The organism is Chloroflexota bacterium, assembly GCA_026389585.1.
In the GTDB taxonomy this organism is placed as follows: domain Bacteria; phylum Chloroflexota; class Dehalococcoidia; order UBA2247; family RBG-13-53-26; genus JAPLHP01.
Genome location: JAPLHP010000011.1, coordinates 23061 through 42483, shown reverse-complemented (window position 1 = coordinate 42483; position 19423 = coordinate 23061). Strand labels below are relative to the sequence as shown.

At 53.7% G+C, this 19423-nt stretch carries 19 protein-coding genes and 1 tRNA gene; 9 read left to right on the top strand and 11 right to left on the bottom strand.

Going from position 1 to position 19423, the window contains the following annotated elements:
* The coding region (locus tag NTZ04_00740) for an HD-GYP domain-containing protein (GenBank protein MCX5990853.1) at positions 1–558 on the top strand (558 nt) is incomplete at its 5' end.
* A 219-nt stretch (positions 559–777) separates the two neighbouring features.
* Positions 778–1962 carry a hypothetical protein gene (locus NTZ04_00735; protein ID MCX5990852.1) on the top strand — a complete coding sequence of 395 codons (1185 nt, stop codon included), beginning with the start codon at positions 778–780 and terminating at the stop codon, positions 1960–1962.
* Here the strand turns inward: NTZ04_00735 and NTZ04_00730 are convergent.
* The 4 genes from NTZ04_00730 to NTZ04_00715 form a co-directional block, all read right to left on the bottom strand.
* Entirely contained in the window at positions 1949–2527 is a 579-nt protein-coding gene (locus tag NTZ04_00730; GenBank protein ID MCX5990851.1) for a hypothetical protein, read from the bottom strand. The two genes, NTZ04_00735 and NTZ04_00730, sit on opposite strands and share 14 nt — an antisense overlap.
* Positions 2528–2694: 167 nt before the next feature.
* The gene (recJ, locus tag NTZ04_00725; GenBank protein ID MCX5990850.1) at positions 2695–4311 is read right to left on the bottom strand and encodes a single-stranded-DNA-specific exonuclease RecJ; all 1617 of its coding nucleotides are present in this window, start codon (positions 4309–4311) and stop codon (positions 2695–2697) included.
* A gap of 63 nt (positions 4312–4374) precedes the next feature.
* Entirely contained in the window at positions 4375–5631 is a 1257-nt protein-coding gene (gene fabF / locus NTZ04_00720; protein ID MCX5990849.1) for a beta-ketoacyl-ACP synthase II, read from the bottom strand.
* Positions 5632–6957, bottom strand: a complete 1326-nt coding sequence (locus tag NTZ04_00715; GenBank protein MCX5990848.1) for a 4-hydroxybutyrate CoA-transferase — start codon at positions 6955–6957, stop codon at positions 5632–5634. It abuts the gene before it with no gap.
* Between the two features lie 129 nt (positions 6958–7086).
* On the opposite strand from NTZ04_00715, the gene NTZ04_00710 reads away from it, so the two are divergent.
* Positions 7087–7326 carry a tyrosine-type recombinase/integrase gene (locus NTZ04_00710; protein MCX5990847.1) on the top strand — a complete coding sequence of 80 codons (240 nt, stop codon included), beginning with the start codon at positions 7087–7089 and terminating at the stop codon, positions 7324–7326.
* Positions 7327–7674: 348 nt separating this feature from the next.
* Here the strand turns inward: NTZ04_00710 and NTZ04_00705 are convergent, their stop codons facing one another.
* The 7 genes from NTZ04_00705 to hrcA form a co-directional block, all read right to left on the bottom strand.
* Entirely contained in the window at positions 7675–8091 is a 417-nt protein-coding gene (locus NTZ04_00705; protein MCX5990846.1) for a zinc ribbon domain-containing protein, read from the bottom strand.
* A 52-nt stretch (positions 8092–8143) separates the two neighbouring features.
* A complete protein-coding gene (locus tag NTZ04_00700; GenBank protein ID MCX5990845.1) occupies positions 8144–8842 on the bottom strand; it encodes a nuclear transport factor 2 family protein in 699 nt (232 codons plus the stop codon).
* A 253-nt stretch (positions 8843–9095) separates the two neighbouring features.
* Positions 9096–9443 (bottom strand): DUF5684 domain-containing protein, encoded by a 348-nt coding sequence (locus NTZ04_00695; GenBank protein MCX5990844.1) that lies wholly within the window; start codon positions 9441–9443, stop codon positions 9096–9098.
* Between the two features lie 519 nt (positions 9444–9962).
* A tRNA-Pro gene (locus tag NTZ04_00690) sits at positions 9963–10039 on the bottom strand.
* Between the two features lie 80 nt (positions 10040–10119).
* Complete coding sequence (gene dnaK, locus NTZ04_00685; GenBank protein MCX5990843.1) at positions 10120–12045, bottom strand: molecular chaperone DnaK; 1926 nt, start codon at positions 12043–12045, stop codon at positions 10120–10122.
* 11 nt (positions 12046–12056) lie between these two features.
* On the bottom strand, positions 12057–12608 hold the full coding sequence (locus tag NTZ04_00680; protein ID MCX5990842.1) for a nucleotide exchange factor GrpE: 552 nt from the start codon (positions 12606–12608) through the stop codon (positions 12057–12059).
* A 14-nt stretch (positions 12609–12622) separates the two neighbouring features.
* On the bottom strand, positions 12623–13648 hold the full coding sequence (gene hrcA / locus NTZ04_00675) for a heat-inducible transcriptional repressor HrcA (GenBank protein ID MCX5990841.1): 1026 nt from the start codon (positions 13646–13648) through the stop codon (positions 12623–12625).
* Between the two features lie 256 nt (positions 13649–13904).
* On the opposite strand from hrcA, the gene NTZ04_00670 reads away from it, so the two are divergent.
* The 6 genes from NTZ04_00670 to NTZ04_00645 all read left to right on the top strand — a co-directional run bounded on the left by NTZ04_00670 (position 13905) and on the right by NTZ04_00645 (position 19183).
* Positions 13905–14489 (top strand): Yip1 family protein, encoded by a 585-nt coding sequence (locus NTZ04_00670; GenBank protein ID MCX5990840.1) that lies wholly within the window; start codon positions 13905–13907, stop codon positions 14487–14489.
* 755 nt (positions 14490–15244) lie between these two features.
* Positions 15245–15811, top strand: coding sequence for an SIS domain-containing protein (locus tag NTZ04_00665; GenBank protein MCX5990839.1), 567 nt, complete (start codon positions 15245–15247; stop codon positions 15809–15811).
* Between the two features lie 8 nt (positions 15812–15819).
* On the top strand, positions 15820–16380 hold the full coding sequence (gene gmhB / locus NTZ04_00660) for a D-glycero-beta-D-manno-heptose 1,7-bisphosphate 7-phosphatase (protein MCX5990838.1): 561 nt from the start codon (positions 15820–15822) through the stop codon (positions 16378–16380).
* A 51-nt stretch (positions 16381–16431) separates the two neighbouring features.
* Positions 16432–17421, top strand: a complete 990-nt coding sequence (locus tag NTZ04_00655) for a GHMP kinase (protein MCX5990837.1) — start codon at positions 16432–16434, stop codon at positions 17419–17421.
* A 5-nt stretch (positions 17422–17426) separates the two neighbouring features.
* Entirely contained in the window at positions 17427–18038 is a 612-nt protein-coding gene (locus tag NTZ04_00650) for a D-sedoheptulose 7-phosphate isomerase (protein MCX5990836.1), read from the top strand.
* A gap of 758 nt (positions 18039–18796) precedes the next feature.
* A complete protein-coding gene (locus NTZ04_00645; protein ID MCX5990835.1) occupies positions 18797–19183 on the top strand; it encodes a metallopeptidase family protein in 387 nt (128 codons plus the stop codon).
* Positions 19184–19423: the final 240 nt, after the last annotated feature.

Below are 19423 nucleotides of genomic sequence, written 5' to 3'. Positions count from 1 at the left end.
ATCCAGGCCATAGCACTGACGTCGGAATCGAGGGACCGCTATACCGCCGGCCACCAGAGGCGGGTGGCCCAGCTTGGCTGTGCCATAGCCCGGGAAATGGGCTTCACCCCTGATCAGACCCAGGCGATCCGCATAGCCGGGCTCCTTCACGATATCGGCAAGATCTCTGTGCCGCAAGAAATCCTCAGCAAGCCCGGCATCCTGACCGATATCGAGTTCCAGTTGATCAAGGTCCACAGCCAGGTTGGTTACGATATATTGAAGACTGTAGAATTCCCCTGGCCGATTGCCGACATTGTAGTTCAGCACCACGAAAGGATGAACGGCTCCGGCTATCCTTCGGGCATCCGGGAAGACAAGCTCCTCATAGAGGCCCGAATACTGGGCGTGGCGGATGTTGTTGAGGCCATGACCTCCCATCGGCCCTACCGTCCCCCACTGGGTATAGACAAGGCACTCGAAGAGATTTCATGCAACAGCGGTATCCTGTATGACCCCAATGTGGTCAGTGCTTGCCTGGGGGTCTTTTCTGAGAAAGGGTTTGCTTTCGAAGGGTAGAGACAGGGGCAGGCCGTCCTTCTGCAGAAGGATGGCTCATGGCTCATAGCTCGTAGCTCATGGGGAACTGGATTCACGCTTTCGCGGGAATGACATAGGAAGTTGACAACAATGACCTGCCGTGATACTGTGAGCATCCCCCTTCATCATTGATAATAAGTTTGCCGTGGGCCGTGTGCCCATAGCAAAATCTTAGTATTGCCTTACATGGAAAAAGAAATGAGATATGCTATTTCTTCACACCACGCAACGACCTTCAGTGGTACCTGCTTCACATACCTCATGTTGAGGTCCGGGTTCGAGAAGCTGGCCAATTCGGTGACCTTGTTGAGGAGAGCCGAAAAGCGCTTCAACGATTCTCTTCTGTTCCTGGCAAAAACTGCCCTGAACACCAAGCTGGTCGGGCCTCATCTCTTCGATGCCATCGAACTTCATCTGACAGACCCGCGCATGTTCTGTAATCCGTTTGAATGGAAGATAAGTGACAAGATGATAGACCTCATTGGAGAACCTATCGCCTCGTTCCATGCACACATCGAGAGGAGTCCTCTGCTGGGCAGATACACCTTCAACCTTAGTGAAATATCGGCGAGAGTGAAAAGGGCAATAGAAAGTCAACTTGAGGTAGCATACAGGATAATGTATGCTGACCCCAATCTGGTTGTGACTGACAATCCCGTCCTCGTTTTTCATGCTGGAATCGCCAGGGATGGTGAGGACAGGGAAAAGGCTCTTGCCAGGTCGAGAGAGAGCATTGAATTCATCGCTGTCACCAACAAGCGCCTGTACGAAGAGTACGGCCGCGATCGCAAGATCATTCCAACCATCGAGAACAGTCCGAATGACAGGCTGTGGCTCTGCCAGACAATTGATGAATGGAAGCAAGAAACACTGGGGTTCACGGACGAGGTCAAACTCACCCTGGACTATGGCCATATCCTTACCGTGGACGGGGAGTGGGACAGGCTGTCGAATGAACTAAGGGATGGCAAAATGGGTGATGATATAGTCAACCTGCATCTCCATTATTCGCCGGAGGTCGATCACACAATACGACACGCTCATGCTCCATTGTCGAAGATTCCTCAGAGCAAGCTGCAGTGTCTTCGAGATAACCTCAAGCAGATCATGGAACACACAGGGGTTGAGAAACAGGGCTATGTTACTTTGGAAGTGCCTTCGAGAGACCTGGTTGACTACATGCCGTGGCTGCAACATGCCAAGAGACGTCTCTCACTCGCCAATAGATTCCTCAAAGGCACGGGGTTCTTCGCGTCCGGCACAGATCAAGGCACAATGGAAGACCAGTTGGCTAGTTTGAGAATCGTGAAAGAAATGGTAGAACAGAGTATGTTGGGAACACTGCAATCCTCTCCCACTGACTTCGCAGCTAGCGAGGCATAGCTGCCATGGCCATTCCGGCAAACAGAGGCAAGGTTAGATTGTCATCCACCGGGCTTCGTATGGCCTGACCAACGGTCGCAGCTAGGGAGCCTACCAGTACGGCCACCAGTCCAACCTCCAAACCTGCATGGTGGAGGACAAATCCGGCTGCGAGGCAGGCGACAAAGCAAGCCAAGTCCCCTTCCAACGCCTTGCCGAAGAGTTTCGTTCTGCCCAGGTGTCGGCCAACAATACCAGCCGCTACATCACCTACAGCGAGGAAACACACCGAAAGCACTGCAATTTCCCTGCCGAAGGCCAGATATGCCACCAGCGCCGAAATAAGCACATAACTGGAGGGAGTGACACGTGATGCCTCTTCCTCCCTCAATATCGGCCCGAAACGCGAGACAAACCACCTGTTTATGAGCGGAACCCTGAGCCTGGTGAACTCAAATCCCAGGAAAAGGAAGGTCACCAGCCCTAGAGACATGAGCATGGCTGTCTCTGGCAAAAACCAGGCAGCCACTGCGATAGATAATCCGCCCGATACGTGCCATAACCGTCTTCTGAGTGTATTCCGCATACTCGACACCCTCTTTCTCCAGTTCGCTGAATATTATATACCCCCCTGTCAATCCCCCCGGGGGGGCCAAAATCCGTGGGTCCTTCCATATGTCATTCCTGCGTAGGCAGGAATCCAGTTAGAGTGATGTGACCGATCAACCAGTACCCGAACTTAGTCGGGCGTTATCAGGCAGGGGCAAAATCCAGGATATTCAGCGCCAGCATCTCCTCTCCGTTCCAGCGGTCGACCACCAGGTTGTAGACCACATCAATTTCAGAGGTCACCTCGGCGGCGAGGTGGCCCAGGTCGAAGCCGAGGGCTTTCCAGGTAATCTCTCCGTCCCTGACCTTCATTTTCAGGTGTTGGCTCCCACCACCTACTGTGTAGCTGTCCAGTACCCTTACCCGCCGGGAGAGTAAGGCAGGCACAGGATTGCCGCGGCCAAAAGGGGCAAGTCTTTCCACAAGTTTGAAGGTTCTGCCCTGGATGCTGGAAAGCGGTATATCAGCCTCGACGGTCAGAGAAGGCCGGAGGTCTACGGAGGATAACTGGCGGGTGGCCATATCGAGCAGGCATTGCTGGAAGTATTCCAGATTCTCAGCGGGCAGGGCGAATCCTGCTGCCGTGGGGTGCCCGCCAAACCGCAGCAGGAGATGGCGACATTCCTGTAGCGCGCTGACAACGTCAAACTCGGGGATGCTGCGGGCGCTGCCGCTTATGGTATTGTCCCCCATTTCGAAGACGAATGCCGGGCGGTAGAATTCATCCGAGAGTCTGCCGGCTATGAGCCCCACGATTCCCGAGGGATAGTCCTTGCCTCCCACCATGATGAGAGGGGAATCAGCAACGTCGGCGGGTAGCTGCCCCCTGGCCCGGGACAGAAACTCTTCGGTCAGCTTCTGGCGCTGGGTATTCTTCCTCTCCAGTTCCTCAGCCAGGTAGCGGGCCTCATCGGGCGAATCGGTCACCAGCAGCCTGTAGCTGATGAGGGCATGATCTACTCTCCCCGGGGCATTGAGGCGGGGCGTTATAGCCCAGGAGATGATCTCAGGGTTCAGGTCGCTCAACTCCAGTCCGGCGATATGTGCCATCTCCTGAAGACCGATGCAACTGGTCCGGCCCAGTATATCCAGCCCCTTTTCCACCAGATAGCGGTTTTCCCCCACGAGGGGCACCATGTCCGCCACGGTTCCGATGGCCACCAGGTCCAGCAGCTCATCGAGGTGATCCTTCCTGCCCAGTGCCTGGAACAGTGCCTGGAGGAGCTTGAAAGCCACTCCAACACCGGCAAGCTGGTAGAAGGGATAAGAGGGATCGGTCCGCTTTGGATTGATCACCGCTAACGCCGGTGGAAGGCCGTGAGTAATTGAGTGGTGGTCTGTGACAATGATGTCCAGGCCTCTCTTCTGGGCATGTTCCACCTCGGAGATATTGCTGATGCCGCAGTCAACGGTGATCACCAGGGTAGCGCCCTGTTTCCTCAGGTCTTCCAGAGAGTCCAGGTTAAGCCCATAGCCGTCCTGGAGACGGTGTGTGAGATAAGGGATGACTTTCCCTCCGAGATGGGAAAGTCCCTTAATGAGAGTAGCGGTGCCGCAGACGCCATCGGCATCATAGTCGCCGTAGACGGCAATGATCTCACCTGAGAGCAGGGCACGATATATCCTGGCTACCGCCTTGTCCATATCGGGGAGGAGGAAGGGGTCGCCCTGAAGACTATCTTCTATGTTGAGGAAGGCTTCGGCCTGCTGGGGCTCTGTGAGGGAACGGTTATAGAGGAGTTGGGCCACCAAAGGCGGCACCCCCATTCCCGCCAGACATGCGGCGGGAGGGGGCGGAAGTATCTTCCACCGGCGGTGATTCAACTATCTGCCTTCACTATATTCTCTGAAGATAAGGACGGAGTTATGGCCTCCGAAGCCGAAGGAATTTGACAGCGCTGTCCTTACCTTTTTCTGACGGGCTGTGTTGGGTACGTAATCAAGATCGCACTCCGGATCGGGATGGGTCAGGTTAATCGTGGGTGGGATGACTCCATGCTGAATAGCGAGGACGCATATTATGGCCTCAATGGCGCCGGCTGCGCCGATGAGGTGCCCCATCATGGATTTGGTAGAGCTGATGGGGACATGGTAGGCGTAGTCGCCGAAGACGGTTTTGATGGCCATGGTCTCGCACCTGTCGTTCAATGTAGTGGAAGTGCCATGCGCGTTAATGTACTCGATCTCGGCGGGCTGCATCGCGGCCTTTTTCAGGGCGACCTGCATCGCCTTGGCCCCGCCTTCTCCCTTTGTTGACGGCTTGGTGATGTGGTAGGCATCGGAGGTAGCTCCGTAAGCTACGACCTCGGCCAGGATATTGGCGTTGTGCTTCAGGGCATGGGGCAGGCTTTCGAGGACGAGCACGGCTGCCCCTTCTCCCATGACAAAGCCGTCACGCTCAGAGTCGAAGGGGCGGGAAGCCTTCTGAGGCTCATCGTTGCGCCTGGAAAGGGCGCCGGCGGAATTGAAGCCGGCAATACCGATGGGAGTGATGGCTGCTTCGGCACCACCGGCCAGCATCACCCGCGCGTCACCGCGCTTGATAACCTCGCAGGCTTCGCCGACGGCGTCGGCGCCGCTGGAGCAGGCAGAGGTAGCGCAGAAATTCAGGCCTTTGGCGCCCAGCATTATGGATACCTGTCCCGAGGCAGCGTCGGAGATCATCATGGGAACCAGCAGGGGGCTCACCCGTTGAGGTCCTTTCTCAGCCAGCACAGCCATCTGGGCGCTGAGGGTGGTCAGCCCTCCGATGCCGCTGCCGATAAGTACGCCGACGTCTCCGGCTTCCGAGGGGTTGTTGGCAAGATCAATTTTGGCCTGGGCTACCGCTTGAAGGCTGGCCACCACCGCAAACTGGGTGTAGCGGTCCATGCGGCGAGCCTCGCGGTGTTCCAGGTGGTCGGTGGGATTGAATCCCTTTACCTCGGCAGCGATCTGGGTCTCAAAGGGCCCGGCATCAAAGAAGGTAATGCGGTCAACGCCCGACTTCCCGGCCTTGAGGGCTTCCCAGAGTGAAGGGACATCAAGGCCGAGGGGGCTCACCACCCCCATGCCGGTGACAACAATGCGATCACTGGTCATTTAAGGCCAGTAAAGCCTTTCTGCCTGTTTCTTGAGCTCGGCCCGGAAATTGGGGTGGGCGATAGAAATAAGCTCCAGGGCCCGCTCTCTCTGCGTCTTGCCCTTGAGATGGGCGATGCCGTATTCGGTGATCACGATGTCAGCCAAGGTGCGGGGGGTACTCACCACTGTCCCCTGTTCGAGCATAGGCACGATGCGCGATAGGGCGCCATCCTTTGCAGTCGAAGGAATAGCCACGACGCTGCGTCCTCCCTTTGAGAGGTAAGCTCCGATGGCGAAGGAAAGCTGTCCTCCCGAACCGCTGGTCATCACCGGCCCTACGGATTCGGCCGCGATCTGGCCGGTAAGGTCCAGGGCAATGGCGCTGTTGATGGCCACCATATTATCGTGGGAAGCAATCACTAGCGGGTTGAGAATATAGTTCGAGGAATAGACCTCAAAGAGGGGATTATCATTGATGAAATCCATTTCCTCTTTGGTGCCGCCGCCGACGGCGGTGGCTACTGCCTTTCCCGCATGAATGTTCTTGTGTTTGCCACTGATGACGCCGTTCATTACCAGGGTGGCGATCCCCCTGACAGTGTTCTCCGAATGCCAGCCCAGATCATGCCTGTTGTCCAGGACGCCGAGCTGAGCCACCCATTCGGCAGTGCCACCCACGCCGATCTCCAGACAGTCGCCATCCTTGATGATGCTGCCAACGTATCCGGCAATGGTCTTCTCCAGCTCGCCTGGCCCGGAGGTTCTCCTCCCCAGGATGTCGGTGCCGCCGGGGACCTTTCCGGAGGGAGTGTGCTCCACAATGTAATCTATCTCAGAGACGTGGACGAAGTTATCGCCGTAGGTGCGGATCATCCTCTCATTCGCTTCGGCCATGACCACCTTGGCCATTTTTACCCATTCCCTCTTCATCCAGAGCGAGGCGCCGAAGCTGCAGAAACCATGTTCATCCGGAGGTGATACCTGCACCATGAAGACGTCCATGGGCTTCTTTTCGGTGATATCGGGTACTCCGAAGAGCCCGCTGACGGTGAAATCCGACTTCCTTTCGGCAACGAGCGCCCTTACCAGGGGCAGGACGTAGGACGTTTCCAGTTGGAAGGAGTCCGGATAGACTTCATACCAGGAAGGGTCGTACACAGGAAGGTCGCTGCCGCCACCGCCCATGATCCTTATTCCCTTCAGCTCATCGGCGCGGCTGATCAACGCCAGTCCCAGGGCCAGGGTTTCCGGCTGGGCGAAGACGACGTAGTCTCCGGACTTCACTGCCTTAACGGCATCTTCAGGGGAAACCAGCTTCCGTTTATAATCTTCTTTCCAATTCACGCTCTTGTATGCTCCTCCCTATTCAACAAACCAAAGATGATGTTAACATCGACTGCTTCTGGGGTCAAGGTAGGTGTGCTCGTAGACAATGGCCGTATCTTCCGCCCCATCAACAAAGGTGGTAGGATAATGAGGGATAGTCTGACCGATCAGGCGATAGCTGATGTGGTCACCACCTACGCTCCCAAGGGCATAGCGGCACACGACCTCAGGCGGACATTCGCCAAGTTGGCGCACAAAGGGAATGCGGGGCTCAATCAAATTCAGATGAGTCTGGGGCATTCCAGCATCCAGACCACGGAGAGGTATCTGGGAGTCTCTCAGAATCTCACAGACGCCCCGTGTGACCATCTGGGGCTGATGGGGTAGCGGCCAGAGACACAACTGGGTTTCTAGTGTATCATATTGGTGAGGCTGGCATGATCCGTAGAGCCGCGCTCTTGACCAAGCGTCCCCCCTCTACCATCATAACCAGCCTCATTTGGTGACCAGGGCAGCCAGCCCCTCATCAGTGCTGCCCCAGCCACCCATGGAGGATAGGGAGTTATCTATCAAGCTACCACCGGCACTTCACCAGAGAATCTCAGACTGATGTGGCTGAATCACAAGGTTTTCACGCCTTGGATACAAAGGGGCGCCCCATGTGACCATCTGGGGCTGACGGGGTAGGGGAGGATAGGCTGAAGTTCTACAAGGCGTTGATGGGACTCTTGCCGTTCAGTCTGATATCAGCACAACGAGCGCAATAATCAATACAAGTATTGCAGCCACAGCGATCCACCAGCCCAGCCCCCACAGTGCCCACGTTCTCTGGGTTCTCTTGAAGTCTTCAACGCTGTCCCATTTCTTCGCAGCCCACGCCCACTCGCTTCCTTTCGCTCCAAGCACGAACGCCATGACCCAGCCCACATAGGGTACCCACTCAATTAGTGCAATCCAAACGCTGTTGCCCAGCCCCCATATCCATCCCAGAAAGAAGGCTCCCCAGTTCCAGCCTTTGATCTCGGGCGGGATCTGTGCGAGTGGTCCCATGCCAGATGTATTTGTTGTGCCAAGTCCCTGACGAGGAGCACCACAGCCAGAACAAAAGGCTTGGTTCTCTGGGGTTTCCTTGCCACACTTCGGACAGAACATCTTTGCCTCCTCTTCTGGTTGGTCTTCTTTGCCGGCTTCAGGTGACTCCTATTTAGGCCTGCACCCAACTCAGGGTACTGTGATCCCACTTAATACCAGTCCAAGCCGTATTGCCTGGAGCTGGGGTGAGGGTGGCGCTCACAAGGTTGCCATCCACATCGAACGTGTAAGTAGCCCTGAACGCATCGTTTAGAAAGCTGGCCGCATCTATTGTCGACAAGTCGTCGGCCGTAGCTGTTACCTTGCCTGCAGTGCCATTCCAAGCAGCATGCAGCGTGAGCGTCCATTTATTAGCTTCGGCCATACATGCAGCGACTGCCGTCTTGGCATTGTATATCTCGGCATTGGCTGCCTGCAGGTTATTGGCAGGCCCGACATCTTCCGTACTGAGTTTCCATTCCCCATCCTTCTTTACCAGGCTTATTTCGGACGTCTCTGTATCACCTGCCCAGGTCATCTTCACAGTGGCTGTTGCTATTGAGTCACTGACAGTTATGTTGTCAATGCTCTCTATCGTGATTTCCTCAGACGATCCCCCGCTCTGTTCTAGCTCAGACAACATGGCACTTCTTTCCTCTTCACTGAGGTTATCGAAATAGCTCACGCATTTCTCATAGTCTCCAGAATTGTACGCAGAAATGTACCCTCTTATCGTGTCCTCCACTGCAGCAGAATCGCTCTTAGCCCCACACCCTACAAAAACCACTGCTATACCTAGAAGGAGTACTGTAAGAACTAGAAGACGTTTCATTTGAATCCTCCCTTGATGATAACCAGTTGAAATGGCTCGACTAGGATAATACCACCCAGCCAACAGTGGCTGTCAACCTCAGCTTGGATACAGATGACAGCTTGAAGTTCTACAAGGCGATGGTGGAATGCGATGGTGGAATTTAACGCGGGCCAAGCCGAATCCCCTAAGTGTGGACACGGGGCCAAGCGGATTCAATGACTACAGGCCTTATGTCTTTTGCCCTAATCCACGGTCTATAGTCTGTGGTGACCTACACCTGTTTCCCAGGGAGTCGAGAATACTGAGAAGACCCGAACGCCAATATTCCATAGAAGATAGGGGCGAGAAGCCAGAGGCCCACTCCAAATCCATCACTCCTACCGAAGTTCTTGGCCACACCAAGGCTCAGAATTATGATGGCGACAATGTTGACTAATGGAATGCAACATAGCAATGTCCACCAGCGTGATTTTCCGGCAATGTCACATAGAAGCATGATGTTGTATATCGGAACGATGCAACCCCAACCGGGTTTCCCGGCTTTCCCGAAGACGGTCCACATACACGCTATCATGAAGACGATCACTGCGATGTAGATGATCCAGAAGACTCCTCCCATTGCCTAGACCTCCTATCGATTCGATTCCGACCTGCCCCGCTCGGGCATCATATACAGAAGGCTGACCGAATTGTGTACCGTGTGGAAAAACTAATGGGACAATATCACGAAGATTATGGCAAAGTCAAATTGGCTATGCTACCTCACTGGTTGGATATGTGGTAGAGTCAGCCAACCTCAGCTTGGATACAAAGGGGGCCTTCATACGGCACAAGCCTTGGAGTGCCGGCATTATGTGATAGAGAGGCCAGGCCAGCAATCTAGGAGGGTGGGTCACCACTCGGACAACGCGGATAAGTTAGACACAAAACAACCGTTGGCTTGCGCCCAGCCTAGCTTTGGGCAAATACTCGTGACCCAGGCTCCTAGGTCACAGCTCGGTCAGGACGACACTCGATACCTATGTCCATGTTTTGCCAACACAGCAAAAAGAGGCAGCCCAGAGGTTTGACGACTTCCTGGAAAAGGGAGGTTCCAGAACAAATGGTGCCAAAATAGTGCCAACTGACGCTCAGAAGATGGTCGGGGTGGTGCGATTCGAACGCACGACCACCTGAACCCCATTCAGGTGCGCTACCAGACTGCGCTACACCCCGAACAACATCAACAGGATACGACTTTCAGTTCCCTGACTGCAAGTTCGTAAGGAGCCAAAAATCAGGGCTGATGTGGGATATTATACCTCTCGGAACTCACCATCGACACTGCCCTCGTCAGGTTTGCCCCCGGCGGGACCCTGGCCTCCTGGTGGAGGTGGGGCCTCACCACCTGGCGGCGGCGCTCCTGGTTGCTGATAAACACTGGCGCCGACCCGCTGCAGAACCTCAGAAAGCTCCTGAACGGTGCGGCGAAGATAGCTTATGTCCTGACCCTGCATCGCTGAGCGGACAGCGGCGATCTTGCCTTCGACTTGCTGCTTCACGTCGGCCGGCACCTTGTCTCCATGCTCCCGCATCGTCTTCTCAGCAGTGTAGACCAACGTATCAGCAGTGTTGCGGGCTTCGACCTCATCCTTCCTCTTCTGATCATCTGCAGCATGCACCTCTGCCTCTTTCTTCATCCGCTCTACTTCATCCTTGTTGAGGCCGCTGGAGGCAGTAATAGTGATTTTCTGCTCTCTGCCGGTACCTTTATCTTTGGCACTTACCTTGAGGATGCCATTGGCATCAATGTCAAAGGTGACTTCGACCTGCGGCATGCCGCGCGGTGCAGGAAGAATACCATCGAGCATGAACCTCCCCAGCGTCTTATTGTCAGTCGCCATGGGGCGCTCGCCCTGTATGACATGGACCTCTACACTGGGCTGGTTGTCAGCAGCAGTGGAAAAGACCTGGCTCTTGCTGCTGGGAATAGTGGTATTGCGCGGGATCAGGGGTGTGGCCACGCCACCCAGAGTCTCGATACCCAGGGTCAGCGGCGTAACATCCAGAAGGAGTACCTCTCTCACTTCACCCTTGAGTACGCCGGACTGAATGGCCGCTCCGCTAGCCACCACCTCATCTGCATTCACCCCTTTATGAGGTTCCTTACCAAACAACCCCTTTACTTTTTGTTGAACAAGCGGCATCCTCGTTTGCCCACCAACCAGTATCACCTCATCAATCTGTGCTGCTGTCTTGCCAGAATCCGCTAGTGCCTGCCGGCAGGGCTCTAACGTTTTTTCTGCCAAATCCATTACCAGTTGTTCCAGCTTTGCTCTCGTCAGACTCATGCTGAGGTGTTTAGGACCGCTTGCGTCTGCAGTGACGTAAGGGAGGCTTATCTCTGTTTGCTGCATGGTGGATAGTTCTATCTTGGCCTTCTCAGCCGCTTCCCTGATTCGCTGCAGCGCAATCCGGTCCTGGCGCAGATCTATCCCCTGCCCTCGTTTGAATTCATCACAAATCCAATCCATGATTCTCTGGTCGAAATCATCACCACCCAGGTGAGTATCCCCGGCGGTGGATTTCACCTGGAATGTCCCTTCACCTAGCTCGAGTATGGATACGTCAAAAGTCCCGCCTCCAAGGTCGTATACGGCGATAGTCTGTTCCTTCTTCTTATCCAGTCCATAGGCCAAGGCAGCAGCCGTCGGCTCGTTGATTATTCGCAACACGTTGAGTCCGGCAATGGCCCCTGCGTCTTTGGTCGCCTGCCGCTGAGCATCGTTGAAGTAGGCCGGGACAGTGATTACGGCATCAGTTACCTTCTCACCAAGATATGTCTCGGCATCAGCCTTAAGCTTCTGCAGAATCACGGCCGAGATCTCCTCCGGCCTGTACTCCTTCCCTCCCATGACCACCCGAACCTCGTTGTTTGGCCCCTTCGTCACCTTGTATGTCTTGCGCCGGGCATCCTCTTCCACCGGTAATTCTCGCCCCGCTGGCTCCCCCCATTTCCGACCCATGAATCTCTTTATGCTGTAGATAGTATTCTCAGGGTTGACGATCGCCTGACGCCTTGCCAGTTGCCCCACAAGGCGTTCACCCGTGTTTCCCATCGCTACCACTGAGGGGAACAGGGTGCTGCCCTCCACGGAAGGAATGATCTTTGGCTGACCTCCCTCCATCGTCGCTATCTCACTAAACGTCGTTCCCAGGTCTATCCCTACTGCTCTACCCATATTTGTCCTCCTCAATCTCCGGAACCATTAGGCTGGTCCGTCTCATTTTCTTTTTGCTGTGTACCATTGCCAACGACCACATAGGCGGGCCGAATTACTCGACCGTGCAATTTGTATCCTTTCTGTAACTCCTCAACTATCTTCCCTTCCTCCCCTACACCCTGAGCCACTGCCTCATGAACAGCGGGATCGAAGGGCTCCACTACTGCCTTGATCTCAGAGACTCCCTGCGCTTCCAAAGTGGCCTGGAGCTTACGATGAATAAGCCGAATGCCGTCCGTCCACGTCATCTGCGCCAGCTTGTCGGGAAGCGACCTGAAGGCACGTTCCATATCGTCGAGCACCGGCAACAGGTTAAGAATAAGCGATGTATTGGCAAATCTGACGAGGTCACTCTTCTCCTGCTCAACCCGTTTCCGGTAATTATCGAAATCAGCTTCTGCTCTTTGCCAGTTGCCCAGATACTTTTCTGCCTTGGCCTTTTCTTCCTCCAGAGCCTTGTTCAGCTCTTCTTTACCCTCAGCTGCCACCTCTACGATTTCTTCCTGCCTATTCTCTTCCATGTAAGCCTCTTGGTTCAAGAGTATACCTCAACTAGCAAATCACTCATAAGATTAGACAGATAGTTTATCATAGGAATCGCTCGACTGTAGGACATGCGCGTGGGGCCGATGATCCCGATAGTTCCCGTCCTGCCACAAGCCCCATAGTTGCTCAAAATTACACTGCACTCCCGTAAAGCCTCGTTTTCGTTCTCATTGCCTATGATAATCTTGATTCCTGACCCATGATCCAGATTACCAATAAGGGTGCTGAGGATGCTCCTCTCCTCCAGGGCCTCGACCAGATCGAGCAGCCTCCTGCTCCTGGTGATTTCCCCTTGACCTAACAGGTAACGCCATCCATCAATATAGAATTGCCCATGTCGCCTTTTGTTTTCTGCCTCCATCATGTGCACTATCACCCCGGTAATCGATTCCTCAAGCAGAGACAGGTACAAATCAGTCGCCTCGGCGCGGATCTCAGCATAATCCAGTCCCTGATAAACCTCATTCATCTTATTAGCCACAGCAGTGAGTTCATCCTGAGAGATAACTTTCTCCACCGCAATGAGCCGCTGTTTGATCCCCCCCTCCTGTAGAACCAGCACCAGCATGATAAGCAAATCTTGAAGGGCTATGAGATCCAAACGTCTGAAGTGGCAGCCTGAAGCCCGCGGTGGGGTGGCCAGAGCAATGCTCCTCAGCCTCTGGGTAAGCACTGATACCGCCAATCGCGCCCACTCGTCGGGTTCCTGCTCCGCCTGATAGAAGAACTCTTGTATACCCCGTCTATCCTTCCGGCTGATCTCCGCTTCCTTCATCAGGCATTCAACGTAGTAACGATAACCCCTGTCAGAAGGTATAGCCCCGGCAGACGTATGGGGACGGCGAATGTACCCTTCCTCTTCAAGAGAAGCCATGTCGTTGCGTATGGTCGCCGGACTAACCTTCAAAGAATAGCACCGTGCCATACTCTCAGAAGCTACCGGAGTACCAGAGTCTATGTACTCCCCTACAACGATACTGAGAATAGTTGCCCTTCTTTCTAACAAACGATCCATCTTTCCCCTGCAAATTAGCAGTCTCCTACCGAGACTGCTAATTACTTACTCTATCACTGGTTCTTCTGCCTGTCAAATGAGTTGACACGGATAGCTCAACACACATCATTACACATCATTTGCCTTTGAAGATTATATAACCCATAATGAGACGCCAGAGGCAAGCGCAGCGCAGATCACTCCCGTCCGGCGACAGATTGGCCACAACAAAGCATTTTTCTGCGCCGCTTAAGCTTGTTATCGTGGGTAGCAACTAATGCAACCGCTAATACTGGACATTCTCTATCAGGTTCTGGTATCACCATCAAAGGCATTTTCCACCGTGACCAGGAAGAAACCCTGGCATTGGGCACTGCTCATAGCCACATCCGTTTCTCTAATATTTGCTTTTGATTTACTCCCCAATCCTCCTCAACTCGTCGAGGTCATACTTGGGTCAGGGAGAGGCACCCTGCAGCTTGCCCCCGTGGTATCTATCTGGGTCCTTATGTTTCTGGCAGTCCTGATCGTGATGGCCGGGCTTTTCCACATGCTCGCCCTCCTCTTCCGGGGCAAGGGCAGCTACCTGGGAATACTATGTGGAGTAGGCTTTGCTTCCTTTCCTGCAGTGTTCGTTGGGCCACTGGCTCTCCTGCGCGCCTTCCTTAGCTCAGCCACTGGACAGACTGTCTACTTCACTTGTTGCTTCATTCTCTCTCTCTGGATTTTGACACTGTGCATAATCGCCGTGCGCCATAATTACAGCCTCTCACCTGCCAGGGCCGCTGCTGCCTGTCTTATTCCTGTCTTCTTGGTAATCGTCCTTCCGCCGCTTGTAGTAGCTCTTTCCATGGCATCTTGATATCTACAAGTAGTGGCTGCCTTTGTTGTACCCCATGCAATCTCTCTGATTCATGAGCTGCCCTCTATGCCCATGAGCTATGAACTATGCACTATGAGCTCCAAATACACCCTGGTGGCTGTCGTCCTTCCGCAGAAGGATGACCCGACGCAGTGGGCAATATGTCACCCTGACTTTTGTGCGGTTTGTCCCCCCGACTTTTATGCAATATGTCACCCTGAGCGAAGCCGAAGGGTCTCCCTCCAGTAGGGACAGACCTAAAGGTCTGTCCACTAATCTCCGGTTTCGGACTTCGGACAGAGTCCCTACAGGCTGGAGTGACCATGCACGCCGCATCATGTCATTGCGAGCCATTCTCCAATCCGGGCTAGGAGAAGGCGCGGCAATCCCTACATTCGCCTGGCCGCATCACACCACCCCGGGATTGCTTCGTCGTCCTTCTGCGGAAGGACTTCCCAGAGCGAAGGACTCGCAATGACAACTTCGCTCATCTGTCATTCCCGTGCAAAAGGGAATCCAGAAACGATTGCCGTCATATGGCGAATGTCATTGCTACGCGAATACCGATGTAGGGATTGCCGCGTCGTCCTTCTGAGAATCCTTCGCTTTGTGAAGGACTCTCAATAAAAATTGACAAAGTGAACTCCCAAAAGTATTCTTGTGTCTGGCTATTGGACAGTTCCATTCAAGCCGCGAAGGTCATGAGGCAAATGGGGGGTTATAGGGAGAGCAAAATGACAAGCGAGGTGGTTCCAATGACTAGAAGCAGCCAAATCATAAAAGCTTATCTGGACGAAATGCGCGCTACTTTGACCAAGTTGCCTCTAGAGACCATAGAACAGATGGTTCAGGTTTTGAGGAGTGCACGCGCTCAGAAGAAACAGGTTTTCCTTTTCGGTAATGGAGGCAGCGCTGCCACTGCTTCTCACCTCGCTGTTGATCTAACTAAGGGAACTATCGCTCCAGATAAACCCCGCCTGCGAGCCATCGCCCTGACTGACAACGTGCCTCTTATCTCTGCCTGGGCCAATGATACCTCGTACGAGGATATCTTCTCTCAACAACTGCAAACCCAGGTTGAGCCAGGGGATGTGGTCATTGGCATTAGTGGAAGCGGCAGGTCACCCAATGTGCTCAAGGCACTGAAGCTGGCAAAGTCCGTTGGCGCTATCACTATTGGGCTCACCGGCTTCGACGGAGGGAAAATGAAGGACCTCGTTGACCTCTGCGTTATCGTGCCTGACAACTCCATGGAGCAGGTCGAGGATGTACACCTCATGCTGGGTCACGTGATGACCTCATGCCTTAGAGCAGATGGCTGAAAGGGACTATGGCATTGGACAGAGCCGTATTCCTTGACAGGGATGGCACCATCGCCAAAGATGTCCCCTATTGCCGCCGTGTGGAAGACTTTGAGATTCTGCCCCATGCACCGCAGGGAATTCGAATGGTGAATCAACATGGTTTCAAGACTGTGGTGATCACCAATCAATCAGGAATAGCTCGGGGTTACTTCACAGAGGAGACATTGTCCCTCATTCACCAAAAGATGAAGCAGGAATTGCACAAACATCATGCCTTTGTGGACGCTATCTATTTTTGCCCCCACCATCCCGATGATGGATGTGATTGCCGCAAGCCAAAGCCTGCACTTCTCCTGCAAGCGGCAAAGGATATGGGCATAGCCTTAGAGATGTCATACATGATCGGCGATGATGCCAAGGACGTGGAGGCAGGTAATGCCGCCGGTTGTCGGACAGTCTGGTTGACTACAGATCCAAGCCAGACAGAAAACAAGCAACAGCATCAATTACCCGATCATATTGCTGGCAGCCTGTACGAGGCAGTAGAATGGGTGGTAGAGGACGCAAAATCGAGGCCCATTCAATGAGTGAGAGGCAAATAAGGGACCGCCATCATGATCATTAGAAGCAGGGCACCTTTGAGGATTAGCTTCGGCGGCGGTGGCACCGACGTTCCCCCTTATCCGGAAGAAAAGGGGGGCGCAGTCCTCAGTACCACCATTGATAAATATGCCTATTGCACACTGGTGGGGCGTGATGATGACTCCATCAACGTCAAATCCCTGGACTACGACCTCGTTGCCAGATACCAGATCAACGGTGAATTGAAGTACGACGGCAAGCTGGATTTAGTTAAAGCGGCTATCCGTACCATGGACGTGAAGACTGGTTTCGACCTTTTCCTGCACAGCGATTCGCCACCGGGCTCAGGCCTGGGAACCTCTTCGGCGCTGGTAGTGGCCATTGTCGGTGCTTTCACACAGTGGCTCAAACTGCCCCTCACAGATTATGATATTGCCGAGATGGCTTACCGCATCGAACGGGATGAAGCCGGCATTAAAGGAGGAAGACAGGATCAGTATGCAGCTACATTCGGCGGATTTAACTTTATCGAGTTTCTCGGCAAGACAACCATAGTCAATCCGCTGCGGATAGACTGGGATACCATCAATGAGCTTCAGTATCGGTTGATGATTTGTTACACCGGAGGGACTAGAGTCTCTGCTGGTATTCTCCATGACCAGGTAACTGCTTACATTGAGAAGAAGGAGAAGGTGGTTCAAGCCCTACAGGAAACGAAGGAACTGGCCTATCGCATGAAGAATTCCCTTCTCCTGGGAAGAATCAACGAATTTGGGCTTCTATTGCACGATGCCTGGTGCTGCAAGAAGCAGTTCTCTGGAAAGATAACAGATGATCGCATCGACAAGCTTTACGAATTGGCCAGACAAAGTGGGGCTATAGGTGGTAAGTTGCTGGGAGCAGGAGGTGGTGGTTACCTACTTTTCCTCTGCGAATTTGACAAGTGGCACGTTGTGGCTGAGAAGCTGGAGCAAGCTGGCGGCAAGATCGTTGGCTTTGCTTTCGACCTCCGTGGCATGCAAAGCTGGGAGGTCAGCGAGGACTGAAAACCATGGAAAACAAGACGGATGTAGTAATAAAGCAAATCGAGGACAGCGTTGTTCTGCAGAAAGACCTGATCACCCGGGCAGGCACCATCATTAAGATAGCCACCCAAATGGTTGAGGCCTTCCGCCGCGGCAACAAAGTGCTTCTTTTCGGGAATGGTGGCAGCGCTGCTGATGCCGAGCACATCGCCTGTGAGCTGGCTGGCAAATTCACCCTCTATCGGGATCCCTTACCAGCCATCGCACTCACCACCAACACCTCTTCCCTGACTGCCATTGCCAACGACTTTGGCTATGACGAGGTCTTCGCCAGACAACTCCGGGGGCTGCTGAACAAAGGTGACGTAGTCATCGGCATTAGCACCAGTGGCAACTCCCCCAATGTCATCAAGGCAATAGAGGAAGCAAAGAAAAATGGTGCTGTCACTGTAGCTCTTACCGGCCAGGGAGGTAAGCTCAAGGAAATTGCCGAATACGTCCTCTCGATTCCCTCAACTGACACACCGCGGGTCCAGGAAGCCCACATCGTTGCCGGGCATATTATCTGTTACCTCGTGGAGACCGCCCTCTTTGGAACAAACCTGCCTCCCAGCGCATCTCGCTCAGCCCTGCGGTAGTTTTCCATCGTCCCTGTGTCAATAACATAACCCCTGGTCACATACCCGTATAATCTGGCCCCCTTGCCAACCAAGGCTGTGAGCCATGAACAATCAGCCATCAGCTATCAGCTACGAGCCATCCTTCTGCGGAAGGACGAACCGCCCCACACCATGTGATTCCCGTGCAAACGGGAATCCAGGTGGCGCCCACGGCCTGTCGGCATCACAAATGTAGCGCAGGTCTTCAGACCTGCCCCAGGCACTCCCCCCGGATCAACGGTTGATTCGGTGTTAAGTCAAATCTCGGTTATAGGCTTTGTTGTAGTTGTAGGGTTGGGTGTAGGTGTAGTTGTAGGGACAGAGCTTTAGCTCTGTCCGAAACCAGCCTTAGCCTCGTCCTAGAACAGCCAGCAGTTTTGTCTTGATCTACCATACCTTCGTGACCATCAACCACGAGTGCCCTGACCCCATGTGGGTGTCAAGTCCCGACCTGGCCTGCGGCTCGTGCAAAACAACTGGCTGTCGGGTCAGGGTACCCGACAGCCACCAGCCAATTACATGCTATTACCCTGAGCGAAGCCGAAGGGTCTCCTCCTCACAAAGGGGATGAGGCCTATTCTTGCAACTAAGCAGCAGACTCTGCATTCAAGATAAGCACACAATGCTATAATGTCATCAGAGTCCGCCCGGTTAGACCAGGCTGAAGGAACATGATGGAGGAAGCGAACCGGGTAGTGTCACAACAGAGCAGCTGGGCCATGGGAGAGACAACTTAGTTGGAAAGAGCAGAGTTTGAAGATCTGGTAGCCAGGGCGGTTGGCGACCTGCCGGGGGAGTTCCTGAGTCAACTGGAGAACATCGATGTGGTAGTACAAGACTCTCCTACCCGCAGGCAACTAGCCAATTTGGGCCCCGGCATGACTCTATTGGGTCTCTACGAAGGGATCCCCCATACCGAACGCACCAGGGCATATAGCATGGCGCTCCCGGACAAGATCATCATTTTCCAAAAGCCAATTGAGTCCAGATGCCGTTCCACGAAGGAGATCGCAGAAGAGGTACAAAGAGTAGTCCGCCACGAGATAGCCCATCATTTTGGATTCGATGATGATTCACTGCGCAGTATTGAAGCCAGGAAGGGCAACAAAAGGGGTACGAGCTGATTACTGAATTAGATCTGCCCACTGTGTGTCCACATATAGGACTTGCCTCTCCAGAATTGCTTCCCAGTCATTGACAAGGCGTGATTCTGGTCATACTAATACGGCCGATGTTGCCACATGAGCACATTTTCCGAAGATAACTTACATAAAAGTAGCGGTGTCAGCAACAATGTTAATCGCTGGCACCGCATTTTATTTCACCGGCAGAATGGTGAGGGCAGATTGTCCTTACTTCACCTG